Here is an 18,868-nt window from a genome sequence, read left to right on the forward strand (position 1 = left end):
TTAGAACGCCGGCTTGATCGCGCCTTTGTACTTCTCTTCGATGAATTGCTTCACTTCAGGCGTGTGCAGGGCGGCTACCAGCTTCTTCACGGCGTCCGAATCCTTGTTGTCTTCGCGGGTCACCAGGATGTTCACGTAAGGCGAGTCGCTGCCTTCGATCACCAGGGCGTCCTTGGACGGGTCCAGTTTGGCTTCCAGCGCGTAGTTGGTGTTGATCAGCGCCAGGTCGACCTGGGTCAGCACGCGTGGCAGGGTGGCGGCTTCCAGTTCGCGGAATTTCAGGTTTTTCGGATTGCCGGTGATGTCCTTGATGGTCGACAGGATGTTCGTCGGGTCCTTCAGGGTGATCAGACCGTTCTTGGCCAGCAGCAACAGCGCACGGCCGCCGTTGGTGGCGTCGTTCGGGATCACGACGTTGGCACCGCTCGGCAGCTCGTCCAGTTTCTTGTATTTGCTGGAGTAGGCGCCCAGAGGCTCCAGGTGCACAGCGCCAACGCTCACCAGGTGCGTGCCCTTGGCCTTGTTGAACTCATCGAGGTACGGCTGGTGCTGGAAGAAGTTGGCGTCCAGGCGCTTTTCAGCCACCTGTACGTTCGGCTGCACGTAGTCGGTGAAGACCTTGACCTGCAAATCCACGCCTTCTTTGGCCAGCGCAGGTTTCACGAATTCGAGGATTTCCGCGTGCGGCACAGGCGACGCGGCGACCGTGATGGTCTCGGCGGCGTGGGCCGAAAAAGCGGCAACGGCAGCGAAAGCAACCAGTAGTTTTTTCATCCAGCAAGCTCCTTGTTCGGGCATGGGCCGGCGGGGGCCGGCCATGGCCGTTATTTTCGAGAAAAGTGCACCACCAGCTTGTCGCCGACGGTCTGCAGAATTTGCACCAGGATCAACAGCATCACGACGGTGACCACCATCACGTCGGTTTGGAAGCGCTGGTAACCAAAGCGGATCGCCAGGTCACCCAGGCCACCGGCACCGACGACACCGGCCATCGCTGTGTAGGAAACCAGTGTAATCGCCGTCACCGTAATCGCTGCAAAAATGCCGGGGCGCGCTTCGGGCAGCAAGGCGTTGGTGATGATCTGGCGCGTGGTGGCACCCATGGACTGGGTGGCTTCGATGATGCCGCGGTCCACTTCACGCAAGGCGGTTTCCACCAACCGCGCAAAGAATGGCGTGGCGCCCACGACCAACGGCGGAATCGCACCGGCCACGCCCAGCGAAGTGCCGGTGAGCAGGACGGTGAACGGGATCATCACGATCAACAGAATGATGAACGGCAGCGAGCGCAGGATGTTCACGATCAGCGACAAAAACGCGTACAGGCCCTTTTGTTCGAACAGCTGGCGCGGGCTGGTGAGGAACAACAGTACGCCCAGCGGCAGACCAAGTACCACAGTGAACAGCAGCGAACCGAACAGCATGGTCATGGTGTCGCCGGTGGCGAGCCAGATTTCCGACCAGTCGATATTGGCGAAGAAACTCAACAAAATATCCATTAGCGCAGAACCTCCATGTGGACGTCTGCCGCAGTGAAGCGGGCGAAGGCGGCTTCCATGTCCCCACCGGTCACGGCGAGGGTCAGTTGGCCGTAGGGCGTGTCTTTGATGTGGTCGATGCGACCGGCGAGGATGCTGTAGTCCACACCCGTTTCACGGGCGACGGTACCGAGCAAGGGCGCGTAGGTCGCTTCGCCCTGGAACGTCAGACGCACGATGCGGCCCGGCACATGGGCGAACACATCGCGTTGCTCGCCTTCATCGACCTGCTCGGCTTCTTGCACGAAGCGTTTGGTGGTCGGGTGCTGCGGGTGCAGGAACACGTCGGCCACCGAGCCTTGCTCGACGATGACGCCGGCGTCCATCACGGCCACCTGGTCGCAGACGCGGCGGATCACGTCCATTTCATGGGTGATCAGCACGATGGTCAGCTTCAGCTCACGGTTGATCTCGGCCAGCAATTTCAGCACTGAGGCGGTGGTCTGCGGGTCGAGGGCGCTGGTGGCTTCGTCACACAGCAGGATTTTTGGCTTGGTCGCCAGGGCGCGGGCGATGCCGACGCGCTGCTTCTGGCCGCCGGACAACTGCGCCGGGTACTTTTTGGCGTGGTCCGACAGGCCGACACGGGCGAGCAGTTCAGCCACGCGCAGCTCGATTTCCTTGCGCGACAGTTCGCCGGCCAGGGTCAGTGGCAGCGCCACGTTGTCGGCGACGGTTTTGGACGCCAGCAGGTTGAAGTGCTGGAAAATCATGCCCACCTGCTGGCGGAACCGGCGCAGGCCGTTGGCGTCCAGCGCGGTGACTTCTTCACCATCAACCGTAATCTGGCCGCCGCTCGGTTCTTCGAGGCGGTTGATCAGGCGCAGCAGGGTGCTTTTACCCGCACCCGAATGGCCGATCAGGCCAAACACCTGGCCGTTTTCGACGCGCAGGCTGGTGGGGTGCAGGGCGGGGATATCCCTACCGGCAACGCGGTAGGTTTTATGGACGTTTTGAAACTCGATCACGTAGCGAACCTTGTGGGGCGCATGGAAAAGGGATCAGCGGTTAGCCGGGCGCGCATTTTAGCCTGTCCGTATAGCGTTTCTTAGCATTTATTTCGCATTCATCCAGCGATTTGGCAATAACGCGATCAAAGGTCATAAAAAAGGAACGGCCCAAAACCTCATCAGTCACTACTTAAGCCACTCAATTTCCCGGGTGCCGTGCCTGGGTCTGATAAGGAGTTTTGACTGATGAGTACGAAAAAGCCAAAGAGCGAACTCGCCGGAACCGACACCCTGGACCGCAAGAACACCAATGCCAAGTTGCAGGCCCTGGAAGAATTTCGCTCCGACGCTACCGGCCAGGCCCTGCGCACTAACCAGGGCGTAAAGATTTCCGACAACCAGAACAGCTTGAAAGTCGGCGCCCGCGGGCCTTCGCTGCTGGAAGACTTCATCATGCGTGAAAAGATCACGCACTTTGACCATGAGCGCATTCCCGAGCGCATCGTGCATGCCCGTGGGACCGGAGCCCATGGCTATTTCCAGACGTATGAAAACCATTCTGCGCTGACCAAGGCCGGTTTCCTGCGCGACCCGGGGCATAAAACCCCGGTGTTTACGCGTTTTTCCACCGTGCAAGGCCCGCGTGGTTCGGGCGATACGGTGCGTGACGTGCGCGGCTTTGCCGTGAAGTTCTTCACCGAAGAAGGCAATTTCGACCTGGTCGGCAACAACATGCCGGTGTTTTTCATTCAGGACGCGATCAAGTTTCCTGACTTCGTGCACGCGGTAAAACCTGAGCCGCACAACGAAATTCCTACGGGCGGCTCGGCCCACGACACGTTTTGGGATTTCGTCTCGCTGCAGCCTGAGTCTGCGCACATGGTCATCTGGGCGATGTCGGACCGCGCCATTCCCAAGAGCCTGCGCAGCATGCAGGGCTTTGGTGTGCACACTTTCCGCCTGATAAACGCCGAAGGTAAATCCAACTTCGTCAAATTCCACTGGCGTCCTACCGCCGGCACTTGCTCATTGGTGTGGGACGAAGCACAAAAGCTTGCGGGTAAAGATACCGACTTCCATCGTCGCGATCTGTGGGAAGCCATCGAGATGGGCGACTACCCGGAGTGGGAGCTGGGCGTACAAGTGATTCCTGAGGATAAGGAACACGCATTCGACTTCGATATCCTCGACCCGACCAAGCTGATCCCTGAAGAGCTGGTGCCGATCACACCACTGGGCAAGATGGTGCTCAACCGCAACCCGGACAATTTCTTTGCTGAAGTGGAGCAAGTTGCGTTCTGCCCCGGCCACATTGTGCCCGGCATCGACTTCTCCAACGATCCGCTGTTGCAAGGTCGGCTGTTTTCCTACACCGATACGCAGATCAGCCGGCTGGGCGGGCCGAACTTTCATGAGCTGCCGATCAACCGGCCGGTCGCGCCGTTCCATAACGGCCAGCGCGACGCCATGCACCGCACCACCATCGATAAAGGGCGCGCGGCGTATGAGCCCAACTCCATAGATGGCGGCTGGCCTAAAGAAACCCCGCCTGCTGCGCAGGATGGCGGTTTTGAGTCCTATCACGAGCGGATCGACGCGCATAAGGTGCGTGAACGCAGTGAATCGTTCGGCGACCACTTCTCCCAGGCGCGTTTGTTCTTCCGCAGTATGAGCAAGCACGAGCAAGAGCACATCATCGCGGCGTACAGCTTTGAGCTGGGCAAGGTGGAGCGTGAATTCATCCGTGCGCGTCAGGTCAATGAGATCCTGGCCAACATCGACCTTGAGCTGGCCAAGCGCGTCGCGCAGAACCTCGGCTTGCCCGTACCGAAAAAAGGCACGGTGCCTGAGCGTGAGACTTCGTTGGCCCGCTCGCCGGCGTTGAGCCAGGCGAATTTGCTTCCCGGCGACATCAAGACACGCAAAGTGGCGATCCTCGCGGCAAATGGCGTGGACGGCGTGGCGATTGCAGCGTTGAAGAAGGCGTTGGAGGCTGAAGGTGCGCACGCCAAGTTGCTTGGCCCGACGTCGGCGCCGGTGACCACGGCCGATGGCAAGAGCCTGCCGGTGGATGCGTCGATGGAAGGCTTGCCGTCGGTGGCGTTTGATGCGGTGTTTATCCCGGGCGGGAAAGAGTCGGTGAAAGCCCTGAGTGGCGACGGTGTAGCGCTGCATTACGTGCTGGAGGCTTACAAACACCTGAAGGCGATTGCGGTGGCCAATGACGCCAAGCCCTTGCTGGAGCTGTTGAAGCTTGAGGCGGATGCGGGGTTGATCGTGGGGGCGGATGCCAAGGCGTTCAAGGCGTTCTTTGCCGCGATTGCTCAGCATCGGGTTTGGGATCGGGAGGCTAAGGCCAAGGCGATTCCGGCTTAAGTCAGTGGTGGTTGGTTAGATCGCTATCGCAGGCAAGCCAGCTCCCACATTTTGAATGTATTCACGATTCAGAGTGTGGGAGCTGGCTTGCCTGCGATGCTTTTGGCTTTAGTCCGCCTTGCGCGGAATCAAAACAACCTGCGCCGGAATCTTCTTCAAGATCTGCCGGTGAATCTTCAGGTCATACGCCGAATCAATTCGTTTCACCCGTTTGGTCAGCAACGTGGCCAGCCATGGGTAATCCTCGGTGCGCGGTGCCTGAATGGTCACGTCACACTTGTAATTGACCACATCGGTGGCGATCGCATCCAGTTGGTGGCGAAGTTCTTCAATATTGGTGAGGTTCAGCGCCACAGTGGTGCTTTCGGCAGCCGGGTCGATCACCTTGGCCACCGGTTTGGCTTCGGCCGCTTTTAATGCCGCTTCGGCCTGATCCAGCTCGGCTTTGCGGGCGTGGCTGATGGCGCTGTTGACGCCGCCGGTCAGCGCAGGGGCCTTGGGCATCAGCGCGCGTGCGCGGCTCAGAGCGGTGGCTGCTGCGTTGACGTCGCCTTTTTGCAGCACGATCTGGCTGCGCTGCAGGTAGGCTTCGGCCAATTGACGCTGGTATGTTTCCAGCGCCGGGTCGTCTGGCGTCTGGGCCTGCAGAGTCGCCAACTGGTCTTCGGCGGTGGCCAACTCACTGCTGGCCAGGTTTTGCTCCAGCTGCGCGATGGCCGCGGCGCGAGCGTCCGGCACCTCGGGGGCGGCGGGCTGTGTGCTTTGACAGGCGCCCAGCAGCAGGGAAAATGCGGCAAGGAGCAGATAACGGGAGGTGAACAGCTTCATTCCTGCGACTCTCTATTTGCGCAAAAAGCGAGCAAGTCTACACCCCTCGACGGGGCAGAACAAAACTCAGCAGAAACAGGGCAGCCGCCGTAACCACAATCGACGGCCCGGCTGGCGTGTCCTTGAACCACGACAACGCCAGGCCCCCACACACTGCAAGCATCCCCAACAGGCTGGCGCCGATCGCCATTTGCTCCGGCGAACGGGCGTGGCGCTGGGCGGCGGCGGCGGGAATGATCAGCAGCGACGTAATCAACAATACGCCGACAATCTTCATCGCGACAGCAATCACCACGGCGATCAACAGCATCAGGGCCATGCGCAGGGTCGGCACGGGCAGGCCTTCCACCGTGGCCAGCTCTTCGTGCACGGTGATGGCCAACAAGGGCCGCCACAGCGCCACCAGTAGCACCAGCACGGCCGCGCTGCCGCCGAGGATCCACGCAAGGTCCGTGGTGCTGATCGCCAGCAGGTCGCCGAACAGGTAGGCCATCAGGTCGATGCGCACTTCGTGCATAAAGCTCAACACGACGAGGCCCAGGGACAAGGTGCTCGGCGCGAGAATCCCCAGCAACGTGTCGGAAGCCAGCGGCTGGCGCTGTTGCAGGGTCACCAGCAGCACCGCCAGCAGCAGGCAGCCCACGGTTACGGCGATGGTGGGGCTGACGTCCAGCAAAAAGCCCATGGCCACGCCCAGCAGCGCGGCGTGCGACAACGTGTCGCCGAAATAGGCCATGCGCCGCCACACCACAAACGAGCCCAATGGGCCCGCTACCAACGCCAAAGCCAAGCCTGCCAGCAGGGCGTAGAGCAGAAAATCAGCCATGCTTGCAGCTATCTCCATGAACGTGAGCGTGAGGTGTGGCGGGGTCGTCGACCACGGCACCGTGCAAATCGTGGGCGTGGTCGTGATGGTGGTGGTAAATCGCCAGGCTTTGCGCGTTCTTGCCGAACAGCTCGACGAACGCCGGGTCGCCGCTGACCTGTTCCGGGTGGCCGGAGCAGCACACATGGCGGTTGAGGCACACAACCTGGTCGGTGGTGCTCATCACCAAATGTAAATCGTGGGACACCATCAGCACGCCGCAGCCATGGCGGTCGCGCAGGCGGGTGATCAGGCTGTACAGCTCGGCCTGGCCGGCGACATCGACGCCTTGCACGGGCTCATCCAATACCAGCAGTTCCGGTTCGCGCAGCAGGGCACGGGCCAGCAGGACGCGCTGCATTTCACCACCGGAGATGCTTTGCACCGGGCTGTCGATCACCTGTTCGGCGCCGACTTCCTTGAGCGCAGCCATGGCACGGGCGCGGTCTACGCCGGGCACCAGGCGCAGAAAGCGCAGTACAGATAGAGGCAGCGTCGGGTCGACATGCAGCTTCTGCGGCATGTAACCGACGCGCAGCTTGGGCTTGCGCCACACGGTGCCGCTGTCAGGCTTGAGCAGGCCGAGCACGGCACGCACCAGGGTCGTTTTGCCGGCGCCGTTGGGGCCGATAAGCGTAACAATCTGCCCCGGTTCCACACTCAGCGCGATGTTATCCAGCACATTTTGACCGGCGAACGTGACCCCGACCTGCTCCAGGCGGATTAGCGCGTTGCTCATCAAGCCCCCTGGCAGCCCGAGCACAGGCCGACGACTTCGACCGTTTGCCCTTCGACCTTGAAGCCGACGTCCGTCGAGCTTTTGATAATGGCGTCACTGATGCTTTTTTGTTCAAGCTCGATGGCAGCGTGGCATTCGCGGCAGATCAGGAACTGGCCCTGGTGCGCGTGTTCCGGGTGGCTGCAACCGACGAAGGCGTTCAACGAGGCGATACGGTGCACCAGGCCGTTTTCCAGCAGGAAATCCAGCGCGCGGTACACGGTAGGTGGCGCGGCGCGGCGGCCGTCCTGCTCGCTGAGCACGCCGAGAATGTCGTAGGCACCCAGCGGCTTGTGGCTCTGCCACACCAGTTCCAGCACGCGCCGACGCAAGGCGGTCAGCCGCAAGCCCTGGCGCAGGCATAGCGCTTCGGCTTCCGACAGCGCGGAGTGCACGCAGTGAGAGTGGTCGTGGGGACGGCTGGCAAGCGGTGTTTTAGGCATGAGCGGCGACAGACATTTGATAGAGACGTTATTATGTTACCCGTTCCTACGCCATTGAGTGGTCATCGTGTCCCGACTTTTTCCCGTTTTTGTCGTATTTGTCACCAGTTTGTTTATCGCGGGCGCCGCTCAGGCCGAGGTCAAGGTGCTGACCAGCATCAAGCCATTGCAGCTGATTGCCGCTGCTGTGCAGGACGGCGTGGCGGTTCCCGAGGTGTTGTTGCCGCCGGGTGCTTCGCCGCATAACTACGCATTGCGACCATCCGACGTACGGCGCGTGCAGTCGGTAGACCTGCTGTATTGGATCGGGCCTGACATGGAAAGCTTCCTGCCGCGCGTGTTGAAGGGCCGTAGCCTGCCGACAGTGGCCGTGCAAGACCTTTCCGGCATGAAACTGCGGCGTTTCGCCGAAGATAGCCACTCCCATGCCGATGATGCTGATGAACATGATCACGATCACCGCCCGGGCAGCCTGGATGCGCATTTGTGGCTGTCGACGGTCAACGCGCGGGTGATCGCGGCGCGCATGGCCTCGGACCTGAGTGCGGCGGACCCGACCAATGCGGCGCGGTATCAGAGCAATGTGAAGGCGTTTGATGAGCGACTGGACGCGTTGGACGCACGTTTGAAGGCGCGTTTGGCGAGCGTCGGCGACAAGCCTTACTTCGTGTTCCACGAAGCGTTTGATTACTTTGAAGACGCATACGGGCTCAAACACACTGGTGTGTTCAGCGTGGCCGCTGAAGTACAGCCCGGCGCCCAGCACGTGGCGGCGATGCGCACGCGTTTGCAGGAAGTGGGCAAGACCTGTGTATTCAGCGAGCCGCCGTTGCGTCCGCGTCTGGCTGAAACCCTGGTGGCTGGCCTGCCGGTGAAACTGGCGGAGCTGGATGCATTGGGCGGTTACACACCGGCGACGGCTCAAGGCTATGAGCAGGTGCTGGAGAAGCTGGGGAATGACTTGGCCGGGTGCCTGGAATCACTCTGACAAATACCCCAAAACTCTGTGGGAGCTGGCTTGCCTGCGATAGCGGTGTTGAATGACACATCGTTATCGCAGGCAAGCCAGCTCCCACATTGACTGTGGTGCTTCTAGAGGGCGAACGGCAGGTGAACGCTGACCTGCTGGCGCTGGACCAACCGGTGTTCAAACTCCGCCGGGTCATGAATCAACACATCCTGCCCGGCAAACGACTCGGCCGCGATCAAGCGTGACAGCCAAAACCGCACACACGCCACGCGCAGCATGGTTGGCCACAGCTCGGCTTCCTTGGCGGTAAACGGCCGCAGCCCTGCATAAGCCCCCAACAGCGCGCGGGCGCGTTGCCCGTCAAGCACGCCATCGGCGTCCGAGCACCAGTCATTCAGGGCGATGGCCACGTCGTACAACATCGGGCCGGAACAGGCGTTGTAGAAGTCGATCAGGCCTGTGAGGTGCGTGCCTTCGAACATCGCATTGTCACGGAACAGGTCGGCGTGCACGTTGGCGCGCGGCAGGGCGAGGATGTCGGCCTTGTGGGCTTCGATTTCGGTCAACGCGTCTTGCAGCAGTCGCTGCTGCGCATCGTTGAGGTGCGAAATCAGTTGCGCACCTTCGCTCAGCATCCAGTCAAGGCCGCGATCGGTCTTGCGCTCCAGCACTTTCTCGCCCTGGGTTGCCAGGTGCAGGTGGCCGAGCAAGTCGCCGACCTGGGCGCAGTGTTGCGCGTTGGCGTCCTTGATGTGCTTGCCGGCCAGGCGCGGTTGCAGCAGTGCCGGTTTGCCTTTCAACTCGCGCAGGGCCACGCCGTCGGTGGTGCGCAGGGCGTAAGGCACGGGCAGGTCGGCGTCGTGGAGCACGTCGAGCAGTTCGATGAAGAAGGGCATTTCGGCGACGGGGCCGCGCTCAACCAGGGTCAGGACGAACTCGCCCTGTTCCAGGCTGATGAAGAAATTGGTGTTTTCACTACCGGCGGCAATCCCCTGGAAATCAAGCAGGCGGCCAAGCCCGTAAGGGGCGAGAAAGGTTTCCAGCTCGGGCCGAGCCAGGGGGGTGAACACAGACATGGTTAAAACTGCCAGTACGGGCGCCGCGGTCGGCGGCGCCAATTGAAGTTAAGAAATCATTTCCATTCGAAGATCTTCCATGACGGGATCAGCATATCCGGCTGGTCAGAGCGGATGAAGTTCGCGTCGGTTCCGTCCGCGCGTACCAGGAAATACGGTGGAGCACCCTTTGGCGTTACCTTGATTGCGTACAGGAAACCGTTTTGGCGGTATTCCCTGATTTCCTTGTCGCCTTCGGTACGGATCGTGACGTCCGGGTCACCTGAGGGCGCGCTGTCGGCTGCCGTGGCGGCCAGCGGCAAGAATGCAATCAAGCCGGTCAACAACAAGCGATTCGCTGTACGCATGATAACCTTGTCCCTTTGTCGTCATTGGTCCGGCTATTCTAGCGCCTGACCCGCCGAAAAGGTTGATTCTGCTCATGAGCCAAGCACCCCTCGTCCTGGTGGACGGTTCGTCCTATCTGTACCGCGCCTTCCACGCGTTGCCACCGCTGACCACCTCCAAAGGCCTGCCCACCGGCGCGGTCAAGGGCGTGTTGAACATGCTCAAGAGCCTGCGCAAGCAGTATCCCGACAGCCCGTTTGCGGTCGTATTCGACGCCAAGGGTGGGACCTTTCGCGATGACATGTACGCCGAATACAAGGCCAACCGCCCGAGCATGCCCGATGACATGCGCCTGCAGATCGAGCCGCTGCACCAGAGCGTGATCGCGCTGGGCTTCCCGTTGCTGTGCGTGGCCGGCGTTGAGGCCGATGACGTAATCGGCACCCTGGCCCGCAGCAGCGCAGCCGCCAGCCGCCCGGTGGTGATTTCCACTGGCGATAAAGACATGGCGCAGCTGGTGGACGGGCACATTACCTTGGTCAACACCATGACCGGTAGTTCGATGGACATCGAGGGCGTTAAGGAGAAATTCGGCGTCGCTCCCGAGCAGATCATCGATTATCTGGCGTTGATGGGCGACTCGTCCGACAACATCCCGGGCGTTCCGGGTATTGGTCCGAAGACCGCTTCCGGCCTGCTGATGGGCGTGAATGGCGGGATCAAAGAGCTGTATGAGCAGTTGGACATTGTGCCGACCCTGCCAATCCGTGGCGCCAAGACGCTGCCGGCCAAGCTGGAGGAGCACAGGGAATCAGCGTTTTTGTCCTACCAGTTGGCGACGATCAAATGCGACGTGCCGCTGGACGTGGGCCTGGACGACCTGCACCTGATTGAACCGGACCGCGAAAAGTTGCTGGAGTTGTACCAGTTGCTGGAATTCAAGAGCTGGATCGACGAGATCCAGCGCGATGCCAAGCGCGTGGAGCTCAGCGCGGCGCCAGCTGCCGAGGTGGTTGTTGAGGACGTGGCGGCGGTGCCGGTCGAGGCGAGCTATACCACGATCCTCGATCAAGCGACTTTCGAGCTGTGGCTGAAGAAGCTCAACGACGCCAAATTGTTTGCTTTTGATACCGAAACCACCGGCATCGACGCTCAACAGGCGCAGTTGGTCGGGGTCTCCTTCGCCGTGCAGCCCCACGAAGCAGCCTACATCCCGCTGACCCATTCCTACATCGGCGCGCCGGAGCAACTGGACCGCGACACAGTGCTGCTGGCCCTGAAACCGCTGCTGGAAGACCCGGCCAAACTCAAGGTCGGCCAACACGCCAAGTTCGACATGAACATCCTCGCCAATTGCGCGATTGGCGGTGATCCTGCGCAGGGCATCACTGTGCGCGGCATCGCGTTCGACACCATGCTCGAATCCTACGTGCTGAATTCCACCGCGACCCGGCATGACATGGACAGCCTGGCCAAAAAGTATCTGGATTACGACACGGTCAGCTTCCAGGACATTGCCGGCAAAGGCGCCAAACAGCTGACGTTCGATCAGATCGCGCTTGAGCAGGCCGGGCCGTACGCCGCCGAAGATGCCGACATCACCCTGCGCCTGCATCAGGCGTTGCACGCGCAATTGGCGGCGATTCCGACCCTGGCCAGCGTGCTGACCGACATCGAAATCCCGTTGGTTCCGGTACTGGCGCGGATTGAACGCCAGGGCGCCCTGGTGGATTCGACGTTGTTGGGTGTGCAGAGCATTGAGCTGGGCGACAAGATGGTCGAGCTGGAGCGCCAGGCGTTTGAAATCGCCGGCGAGGAGTTCAACCTGGGCTCGCCGAAGCAACTGGGTGCCATTCTTTACGAAAAACTCGGCCTGCCGGTGTTGAAGAAAACGGGCAAGGGCCAGGCGTCAACCGCGGAAGAAGTGCTGGCCAAGCTGGCCGAAGATGATTTTTTGCTGCCAAAAGTGCTGATGGAATACCGCAGCATGAGCAAGCTGAAAAGCACCTACACCGACCGCCTGCCGGAGCAGATCAACCCGCGTACAGGGCGCATTCACACTTCCTATCATCAGGCGGTGGCGGCGACCGGGCGTTTGTCGTCCAGCGACCCGAACCTGCAGAACATCCCGGTGCGCACTGCCGAAGGGCGTCGCATCCGTCAGGCGTTTGTCGCGCCGAAGGGCTATAAGCTGCTGGCGGCGGACTACTCGCAGATCGAGCTGCGGATCATGGCGCACCTGTCCAAGGACGAAGGGCTGATGAATGCCTTCCGCAACGACCTGGACGTGCACACGGCCACGGCGGCAGAAGTGTTCAAGGTAGAGCTGACCGAAGTCACTTCGAATCAGCGTCGCAGTGCCAAGGCGATCAACTTCGGCCTGATCTACGGCATGGGCGCGCAGAAGCTTGGCAAGGATATTGGCGTCGATACCAAGACCGCCAAGGCGTATATCGATGTGTATTTCGCCCGCTACCCCGGCGTTCGCGAGTACATGGAGCGCACCCGCGCCCAGGCCGCTGATCAAGGCTTTGTCGAAACCATCTTCGGCCGCCGGTTGTACGTGCCGGACATCAACTCCAACAAACCTCAGGAACGCGCCGCCGCAGAGCGCACGGCGATCAATGCGCCGATGCAGGGCACGGCCGCCGACATCATCAAGAAAGCCATGGTGCGCGTGGACAACTGGCTGACCGAGTCCGGGCTGGATGCCAAAGTCATTCTGCAGGTGCACGATGAATTGGTGGTTGAAGTGCGTGAGGATTTGGTGGCCGAGGTCAGCGAAAGGATTCGTGAACACATGAGCGCCGCTGCGCAACTGGATGTTCCGCTGGTGGTGGATGTGGGTGTGGGCGATAACTGGGACCAAGCGCACTGATTGCGTTGCTCTGCGATCACCTTGCGTGGTGGCAGAGTGCTTTAGTCCGGAAGTCGCCGTCGATTATTTCAAATTGTTTTTCCAACCTGCCGGAACTTAACCCGTGAACTGCCACTCAGAGTTACTGAATGGGTGGTGAAGCCCTTCAATGCTCCTATGTTGTGTTAAGTGTTGGCAGATATCTGGACCCCGCCCTAGCGGTCCGGAACTTGAACCCCGAACTTCCCCTCCCCATACGAAGTCCGGGGTTTTTTTTGCCTGCAGAAAAGTTACTCGGCCAGTTCTGCGCCCTTGTCCGCCAATTCCATCCAGCCGGCCAGCACGGTGTAAGCCTCTTCCAGGCCCATGCGCTTGGGCGCCGAGAACAGCTGGATGGTGATTGCGTCGCCCCAAACCTTACGGATTTCGGACTGCACTTTGAGCAGGGTGTTTTTGGCTGCACCGTAGGTCAGCTTGTCGGCTTTGGTCAGAAGGATGTGCATCGGCATGCCGCTGGCGACGGCCCAGTCAAGCATCAACAGGTCGAAGTCGGTCATTGGATGACGGATGTCCATCATCAAAATCAAACCCTTCAAACTCTCGCGGCCACCCAGGTAAGCCTCGAGGTGACGCTGCCAGTGCAGCTTCAACGGGATAGGTACTTTTGCGTAACCGTAGCCCGGCAGGTCGACCAGACGCCGATCATCGTCTAGCTTGAAGAAATTGAGGAGTTGCGTGCGGCCCGGGGTTTTCGAGGTGCGCGCCAGGCTGGCGTGAGTCAGGGTGTTCAGCGCGCTGGATTTACCGGCGTTGGAACGGCCGGCGAAGGCGACTTCAAAGCCCTCGTCATCGGGGCATTGGTCAACTTTGGCGGCGCTGAGCATGAACGTGGACTGTTGGCACAGACCGAGGATGGGATTCTTGAGTTGCATGAGATTTCCGATGTGGGCGGTGCCGAGAAAGGGTGCGGCAAGCGGTGTCGTTTCCGTTTCAGTAGCGCCAGTATATAATGCCGCAGATTTTGTGTGTGCTTTGTCCCAGCGAAGGATGAAGTTCACGGGAGCGAAAGACCTTCATTGCGCATTAGAACGCAAAACGCTCTCAAACCCTGAAAAGGTCGATGTATGACCCGATGGTTGCTCGCTTTGGGTGTCCTGATGCCGCTGTATGGCGCTCAGGCTACACAGGATCCGGAAGCGGTGTACAACCGAGTTTGCGTGGCTTGCCATGCTGGCCAGCTGCCCAACGCCCCCAAACGGGGTGACCAGGCAGCCTGGCAGCCAAGACTGGCCAAGGGCATGGACACGTTGGTGCAACACGTTACCCAGGGTTTCAAGGCAATGCCGCCGCGTGGTTTGTGCATGGACTGCAGTACTGAGGATTACCAGGCCATCATTGAAATGATGGTGAGTAAACCCGGTAGATAACTCTTAAACCCTTAGCCGTAGTTGGATTAGCTGATGAACAAACTGATCGTGAGTCTGCTGTTGACCTTGGGCATCACCGGTGTTGCCCATGCTGCAGGCGACGCTACAGCGGGTCAGGCGAAAGCCGCCGTGTGTGGTGCTTGCCATGGACCGGACGGTAACAGCCCGGCGCCGAACTTCCCCAAACTGGCTGGCCAGGGTGAACGTTACCTGATCAAGCAGATGCACGACATCAAGGACGGCAAACGTACGGTGCTGGAAATGACCGGCTTGCTCACCAACCTCAGCGATCAGGACCTGGCGGACATCGCGGCGTATTTTGCCAGCCAGCACGGCATTGTGGGAGCTGCCGATCCTAAAACCGTGGCTCGCGGTGAAGAACTGTTCCGCGGCGGCAACCTGGAAAAAGGCATGCCTTCGTGCCTCGGCTGCCACTCGCCCAACGGCGCAGGCCTCGCGGCTGCCGGCTTCCCGCACTTGAGCGGCCAGCACGCGCAGTATATTGCCAAGCAACTGACGGACTTCCGTGAAGGCAATCGCACCAACGATGGCGATACCAAAATCATGCAAACCATCGCCAACAAACTCAGCAACAAGGATATTGAAGCGGTTTCCCAATACATCCAGGGGCTGCACTGATCGTAACCGTACGTTAACGCTCGATTAATCCATCGATGCAAGCATAAAAAGGGTGGCTCAGGCCGCCCTTTTTTGTGGCCGGTGCCGTTACACTAACGAACTCAAGCCCGCGTAGACCTGTCACAACAAGGGTCGCGTGAGGCGACTTTATTTGTCCAGGAGTAAAGCATGCGTAATCTGATCCTCAGCGCCGCTCTCGTCACTGCCAGCCTCTTCGGCATGACCGCGCAAGCTGCCGACGTGCCGCTTGAAGCCGGTAAAACCTACGTTGAATTGGCCAACCCGGTCCCGGTTTCGGAGCCAGGCAAGATCGAAGTGGTGGAGCTGTTCTGGTACGGCTGCCCGCATTGCTACGCTTTTGAACCGACCATCAATCCGTGGGTAGAAAAACTGCCTTCGGACGTCAACTTCAAGCGCATTCCAGCCATGTTCGGCGGCCCATGGGATGCCCACGGCCAACTGTTCCTGACCCTGGAAGCCATGGGTGTGGAGCACAAAGTCCACAACGCGGTATTCGACGCGATCCAGAAACAAGGCAAGCGCCTGACCAAGCCGGAAGACATGGCTGATTTCGTTGCCACCCAAGGTGTGGACAAAGACAAGTTCCTGGCCACCTTCAACTCCTTCGCGATCCAGGGCCAGATAAAACAAGCCAAAGAGCTGGCGCAGAAGTACGGCGTACAAGGCGTACCGACCATGATCGTCAACGGCAAATACCGCTTTGACCTGGGCACCACTGGTGGCCCTGAGCAAACCCTTAACGTTGCCGACCAGCTGATCGCCAAAGAGCGCGCAGCCAAGTAAGGGAGCCACCATGCGCCGCTGGGGTACCGAACGCGTTGTTGGCCTGCACGACCCGCAGGTCAACGAACACCATCTGGAATCCACGGGCCTGCCGGCAGACAGCCGTCTGCGCTTGTTGAGCTTCAATATTCAGGTGGGCATCAGTACCGAAAAGTACCGGCATTACCTCACCCGTGGTTGGCAGCACCTGCTGCCGCACAACGGGCGCGCCGGGAACCTGCAAAAGATCGGCAACCTGCTCAGCGACTTCGACCTGGTCGCGCTGCAGGAGGCGGACGGCGGCAGCATGCGCTCCGGCTACATCAACCAGGTCGAGCATCTGGCTCAGCTGGGTGCTTTCCCTTATTGGTATCAACAACTCAACCGCAACCTTGGGCGCCTGGCGCAGCACAGCAATGGCGTGCTTAGCCGCCTGAAGCCGTGGGCCATCGAAGATCACCCGTTGCCGGGCCCCAAGGGCCGGGGCGCGATCCTCGTGCGCTTTGGCGAAGGCCCGGAAGCGCTGGTGGTGGTCATGATGCATCTGTCGCTGGGTTCACGTACCCGCATGATGCAACTGGCCTACATCCGCGAGCTTATCGGCAATTACAAACATCAGGTGCTGATGGGTGACATGAACACCCACGCCAGCGACCTGTTGCAGAATTCCCCGCTGCGCGACCTCGGGTTACTGGCACCGCAAGTCGAAGCCACGTTTCCCAGCTGGCGCCCGCAGCGCTGCCTTGACCATATCCTGCTCAGCCCGACCCTCACGCTCGAAAGCGTGCAGGTACTGGCGCAGCCCATCTCCGATCACCTGCCGGTCGCGGTAGAGATTCGTCTGCCGGGTTCGCTCACGGCTGATGCATACCCCGCGTTGAGCCCAGGCCCTCGCGGACCCCTTGCATGAGCGACGACGCCCAGCGCTGGAAAGAGAAATACCTCAAAAGCATCGAGCGCCAGGACAAACTTGAGCGCCGCTGGGCCGCACGCCTCGACCTGCTGCGCCGAGGGCTTGTGCGCAGCACGCTGGCCGCCGAAGGAACCGACCGCGCGGTCGACCAGTGCATGAAGGAGATGCGCGATGTGGTGCGCACCGACGACATGGACGCCGCCCTCGCCGCCTTGTTGCCACGTCTGGAAAAGGCCGTGCTCGATTCGGAGCAGCGCCGCGAAACCCGGGTTGATCAGATCAGTACTGCACTGACGTCGCTTGTTGCGCAACTGCAAAAATTGCCGCTGCCCCGCGAGGTGGCGCGTCCACTGAAAACCTTTGCCAAGCAGCTGGATGGGCGCGTCAGTCAGGCGCGGGAAATCCCGCTGTTGCTCAGTGAGCTAAGCAGCTTGCAGGGGCAGGCACTGAATAACCTGGAGCCGGAAGGTGAAGCCGCGCGACCTGGGCCGGGTCTGCTGCAGCGCCTGTTTGGCAGCAAGGAGGTGTCGAGCGACGCGCCGGCTGCCGAGGTCGTGCCGCCCGTTGTGCCGAAGCCCGTCGCGCCCAGACCCGAGCCTCAGGCGCCCGCGCAATCCGAAGAACTGACCCAGGCCCTGCGCGCGTTTGCACCCGTGCAGCACGCATCGGCCGAGCCTGAGAACGTGATAGCGGTCGCCAGCGAAACCGTTATGCTCGAGGTGCCCGCGCCCGCCGCCATTATTCAAACCGTCGACGTCAGCGAGCCCGAGGTGGCCGAGCCTTCACCGGAAGACTCGCCGCCCGAGAGCGCTCTCGCCGCCTTTATTGAAGTACCTGAAGCTGAGGTCGATACGCCGGACGAAACCACCATCGGCAGCCTGTCGTTGCCGCCCGTGCTGGAAGCTGTCGAGCCGGACCCGGATGCGTTGCAGCCGGACGGTACCTACGCCCTGCCCGACTCGCCCGAGCCGTCCTACAGTTCGGTCGCCAGACATATCGAAGATACCCTGCTCGGCCTGCTGGAAGACCTGTCCCTGCCCGAGCGCTATCGACCCCAGGCCGAAGCCATGCGCGAGCGGCTGGCTCACGGCTTGAACTGGTACGAGCTGCTGCCGATCCTGGATGATCTGGCGGTATTGATGCTCGCGATCACCGACAGTGGCCAGCATGAGTTCGAGGCGTATCTCAAACAGCTCAATGAGCGGCTGGAGACATTCCAGGGCCATCTGCAGGTCGCCAGCGAAGGCCACGCCGACAGCACTTCGGCAGCGCGCGAGCTGGACACCCAGATTCGTGAGCAGGTCGACGGTCTGCAAAGCAGTGTGCAGGAGGCGGCCGACCTGGACAGCCTCAAGCAGGTGCTCGAAAGCCACCTCGAAGGCCTGCTCGGCACCATGGACGAGCACCAGCAGCAGCGCGATCAGAGGGAAAAGGACGTGGCGGCGCGACTCAAAGGCCTGGCCGAGCGGGTTGCGAACATGGAGCAGGAAGCCCAGGGCTATCGCGAGCACCTTGAAGTGCAGCGGCAGAAGGCCTTGCTCGACCCGCTGACCGGCCTGCCCAACCGCGCCGCCTGGAGCGAGCGCCTGGACCATGAGGTCAACGCCTGGCATCAGCGCGGCAATAGCCTGGCGCTGGCCATGCTCGACCTGGACCATTTCAAACGCATCAACGACAGCTACGGCCACCTGGCCGGTGACAAGGTGTTGAAGATCATCGCCAACGTGCTGCGCAAGCGTCTGCGTCCGACTGATTTTATTGCGCGGTTTGGCGGTGAAGAGTTTGTGTTGCTGATGCCTGACTCATCCCTGGCGGATGGGCTGGCTGTGGGTGAAGTGCTGCGCGCGGCGATTGAAGCGTGCCCGTTCCACTTCAAGGGCGAGCCGGTGACCATCACTGTGTCGATGGGTGTGGCGCAGTTCCAGCCGGGCGAGCGCAGTGATTTGGCGCTCAAGCGCGCCGATGAGGCGCTTTACCGGGCCAAGGCGGCGGGGCGTAATCAGGTGCAGCCGGCGTAAAAGATGTTCCATTTTGTAATTTGACCGTCGGGCCGCAAACCATACGTTACACTGTTGCATTATCGTCTTCAGCGTAATGT

18 protein-coding genes are annotated in these 18,868 nt (G+C 60.7%); 8 read left to right on the forward strand and 10 right to left on the reverse strand.

The genetic code is table 11. The features are described 5' to 3' along the window. The 3 genes from ATI14_RS07135 to ATI14_RS07145 are packed head-to-tail and all read right to left on the reverse strand — an operon-like array spanning window position 1 to window position 2,506. Entirely contained in the window at window positions 1–774 is a 774-nt protein-coding gene (locus ATI14_RS07135; RefSeq protein ID WP_016969531.1) for a MetQ/NlpA family ABC transporter substrate-binding protein, read from the reverse strand. 50 nt (window positions 775–824) lie between these two features. After that, window positions 825–1,499, reverse strand: coding sequence for a methionine ABC transporter permease (locus tag ATI14_RS07140; RefSeq protein WP_016969532.1), 675 nt, complete (start codon window positions 1,497–1,499; stop codon window positions 825–827). Beyond that, complete coding sequence (locus tag ATI14_RS07145; protein WP_016969533.1) at window positions 1,499–2,506, reverse strand: methionine ABC transporter ATP-binding protein; 1,008 nt, start codon at window positions 2,504–2,506, stop codon at window positions 1,499–1,501. The genes ATI14_RS07140 and ATI14_RS07145 overlap by 1 nt, the downstream gene beginning before the upstream one ends. Window positions 2,507–2,734: 228 nt before the next feature. On the opposite strand from ATI14_RS07145, the gene katE reads away from it, so the two are divergent. Continuing rightward, entirely contained in the window at window positions 2,735–4,864 is a 2,130-nt protein-coding gene (gene katE / locus ATI14_RS07150) for a catalase HPII (RefSeq protein WP_016969534.1), read from the forward strand. A gap of 108 nt (window positions 4,865–4,972) precedes the next feature. Here katE and ATI14_RS07155 read toward each other — a convergent pair whose 3' ends face one another. Genes ATI14_RS07155 through ATI14_RS07170 form a run of 4 tightly spaced genes read right to left on the reverse strand, consistent with a single transcriptional unit; the run spans window position 4,973 to window position 7,778 of the window. Beyond that, window positions 4,973–5,692 carry a PA5502 family lipoprotein gene (locus ATI14_RS07155; RefSeq protein ID WP_016969535.1) on the reverse strand — a complete coding sequence of 240 codons (720 nt, stop codon included), beginning with the start codon at window positions 5,690–5,692 and terminating at the stop codon, window positions 4,973–4,975. Window positions 5,693–5,729: 37 nt separating this feature from the next. Then, window positions 5,730–6,518, reverse strand: a complete 789-nt coding sequence (gene znuB / locus ATI14_RS07160; RefSeq protein WP_016969536.1) for a zinc ABC transporter permease subunit ZnuB — start codon at window positions 6,516–6,518, stop codon at window positions 5,730–5,732. Then, complete coding sequence (gene znuC / locus ATI14_RS07165; RefSeq protein ID WP_016969537.1) at window positions 6,511–7,296, reverse strand: zinc ABC transporter ATP-binding protein ZnuC; 786 nt, start codon at window positions 7,294–7,296, stop codon at window positions 6,511–6,513. The genes znuB and znuC overlap by 8 nt, the downstream gene beginning before the upstream one ends. Then, window positions 7,296–7,778 carry a Fur family transcriptional regulator gene (locus ATI14_RS07170; protein WP_016969538.1) on the reverse strand — a complete coding sequence of 161 codons (483 nt, stop codon included), beginning with the start codon at window positions 7,776–7,778 and terminating at the stop codon, window positions 7,296–7,298. The genes znuC and ATI14_RS07170 overlap by 1 nt, the downstream gene beginning before the upstream one ends. Before the next feature lie 58 nt (window positions 7,779–7,836). Between ATI14_RS07170 and ATI14_RS07175 the strand changes: the two genes are divergently transcribed. Beyond that, window positions 7,837–8,766 carry a zinc ABC transporter substrate-binding protein ZnuA gene (locus ATI14_RS07175; protein WP_016969539.1) on the forward strand — a complete coding sequence of 310 codons (930 nt, stop codon included), beginning with the start codon at window positions 7,837–7,839 and terminating at the stop codon, window positions 8,764–8,766. Between the two features lie 104 nt (window positions 8,767–8,870). Here ATI14_RS07175 and ATI14_RS07180 read toward each other — a convergent pair whose 3' ends face one another. Together ATI14_RS07180 and ATI14_RS07185 are read right to left on the reverse strand one after the other, a co-directional pair. Continuing rightward, window positions 8,871–9,824, reverse strand: coding sequence for a homoserine kinase (locus ATI14_RS07180; RefSeq protein WP_016969540.1), 954 nt, complete (start codon window positions 9,822–9,824; stop codon window positions 8,871–8,873). A gap of 56 nt (window positions 9,825–9,880) precedes the next feature. Continuing rightward, entirely contained in the window at window positions 9,881–10,171 is a 291-nt protein-coding gene (locus ATI14_RS07185; RefSeq protein WP_016969541.1) for a DUF2782 domain-containing protein, read from the reverse strand. A gap of 74 nt (window positions 10,172–10,245) precedes the next feature. Between ATI14_RS07185 and polA the strand changes: the two genes are divergently transcribed. Continuing rightward, window positions 10,246–13,029: a DNA polymerase I gene (gene polA / locus ATI14_RS07190; RefSeq protein ID WP_016969542.1), complete on the forward strand. Its 2,784-nt coding sequence runs from the start codon at window positions 10,246–10,248 to the stop codon at window positions 13,027–13,029. Window positions 13,030–13,298: 269 nt separating this feature from the next. Here polA and yihA read toward each other — a convergent pair whose 3' ends face one another. Then, window positions 13,299–13,940, reverse strand: coding sequence for a ribosome biogenesis GTP-binding protein YihA/YsxC (gene yihA / locus ATI14_RS07195; RefSeq protein ID WP_016969543.1), 642 nt, complete (start codon window positions 13,938–13,940; stop codon window positions 13,299–13,301). Window positions 13,941–14,132: 192 nt separating this feature from the next. On the opposite strand from yihA, the gene ATI14_RS07200 reads away from it, so the two are divergent. The 5 genes from ATI14_RS07200 (at window position 14,133) to ATI14_RS07220 (ending at window position 18,788) form a co-directional block, all read left to right on the forward strand. Next, window positions 14,133–14,435 carry a c-type cytochrome gene (locus ATI14_RS07200; protein WP_016969544.1) on the forward strand — a complete coding sequence of 101 codons (303 nt, stop codon included), beginning with the start codon at window positions 14,133–14,135 and terminating at the stop codon, window positions 14,433–14,435. A gap of 33 nt (window positions 14,436–14,468) precedes the next feature. Then, on the forward strand, window positions 14,469–15,074 hold the full coding sequence (locus tag ATI14_RS07205; protein WP_016969545.1) for a c-type cytochrome: 606 nt from the start codon (window positions 14,469–14,471) through the stop codon (window positions 15,072–15,074). 168 nt (window positions 15,075–15,242) lie between these two features. Further along, window positions 15,243–15,878, forward strand: coding sequence for a thiol:disulfide interchange protein DsbA (gene dsbA, locus ATI14_RS07210; RefSeq protein WP_016969546.1), 636 nt, complete (start codon window positions 15,243–15,245; stop codon window positions 15,876–15,878). A gap of 10 nt (window positions 15,879–15,888) precedes the next feature. Continuing rightward, window positions 15,889–16,767: an endonuclease/exonuclease/phosphatase family protein gene (locus tag ATI14_RS07215; protein WP_016969547.1), complete on the forward strand. Its 879-nt coding sequence runs from the start codon at window positions 15,889–15,891 to the stop codon at window positions 16,765–16,767. Then, complete coding sequence (locus tag ATI14_RS07220) at window positions 16,764–18,788, forward strand: GGDEF domain-containing protein (protein WP_016969548.1); 2,025 nt, start codon at window positions 16,764–16,766, stop codon at window positions 18,786–18,788. The genes ATI14_RS07215 and ATI14_RS07220 overlap by 4 nt, the downstream gene beginning before the upstream one ends. Window positions 18,789–18,868: the final 80 nt, after the last annotated feature.

The organism is Pseudomonas tolaasii NCPPB 2192 (assembly GCF_002813445.1).
GTDB classification, from domain to species: Bacteria; Pseudomonadota; Gammaproteobacteria; order Pseudomonadales; family Pseudomonadaceae; genus Aquipseudomonas; species Aquipseudomonas tolaasii.

Coding starts and splice junctions, on each gene's coding strand:
- ATI14_RS07135 (WP_016969531.1), bottom strand. CDS start 774: ATGAAAAAACTACTGGTTGCTTTCGCTGCCGTTGCCGCTTTTTCGGCC.
- ATI14_RS07140 (WP_016969532.1), bottom strand. CDS start 1,499: ATGGATATTTTGTTGAGTTTCTTCGCCAATATCGACTGGTCGGAAATC.
- katE (WP_016969534.1), top strand. CDS start 2,735: ATGAGTACGAAAAAGCCAAAGAGCGAACTCGCCGGAACCGACACCCTG.
- ATI14_RS07155 (WP_016969535.1), bottom strand. CDS start 5,692: ATGAAGCTGTTCACCTCCCGTTATCTGCTCCTTGCCGCATTTTCCCTG.
- znuB (WP_016969536.1), bottom strand. CDS start 6,518: ATGGCTGATTTTCTGCTCTACGCCCTGCTGGCAGGCTTGGCTTTGGCG.
- znuC (WP_016969537.1), bottom strand. CDS start 7,296: ATGAGCAACGCGCTAATCCGCCTGGAGCAGGTCGGGGTCACGTTCGCC.
- ATI14_RS07170 (WP_016969538.1), bottom strand. CDS start 7,778: ATGCCTAAAACACCGCTTGCCAGCCGTCCCCACGACCACTCTCACTGC.
- ATI14_RS07180 (WP_016969540.1), bottom strand. CDS start 9,824: ATGTCTGTGTTCACCCCCCTGGCTCGGCCCGAGCTGGAAACCTTTCTC.
- ATI14_RS07185 (WP_016969541.1), bottom strand. CDS start 10,171: ATGCGTACAGCGAATCGCTTGTTGTTGACCGGCTTGATTGCATTCTTG.
- polA (WP_016969542.1), top strand. CDS start 10,246: ATGAGCCAAGCACCCCTCGTCCTGGTGGACGGTTCGTCCTATCTGTAC.
- yihA (WP_016969543.1), bottom strand. CDS start 13,940: ATGCAACTCAAGAATCCCATCCTCGGTCTGTGCCAACAGTCCACGTTC.
- ATI14_RS07200 (WP_016969544.1), top strand. CDS start 14,133: ATGACCCGATGGTTGCTCGCTTTGGGTGTCCTGATGCCGCTGTATGGC.
- ATI14_RS07205 (WP_016969545.1), top strand. CDS start 14,469: ATGAACAAACTGATCGTGAGTCTGCTGTTGACCTTGGGCATCACCGGT.
- dsbA (WP_016969546.1), top strand. CDS start 15,243: ATGCGTAATCTGATCCTCAGCGCCGCTCTCGTCACTGCCAGCCTCTTC.
- ATI14_RS07215 (WP_016969547.1), top strand. CDS start 15,889: ATGCGCCGCTGGGGTACCGAACGCGTTGTTGGCCTGCACGACCCGCAG.
- ATI14_RS07220 (WP_016969548.1), top strand. CDS start 16,764: ATGAGCGACGACGCCCAGCGCTGGAAAGAGAAATACCTCAAAAGCATC.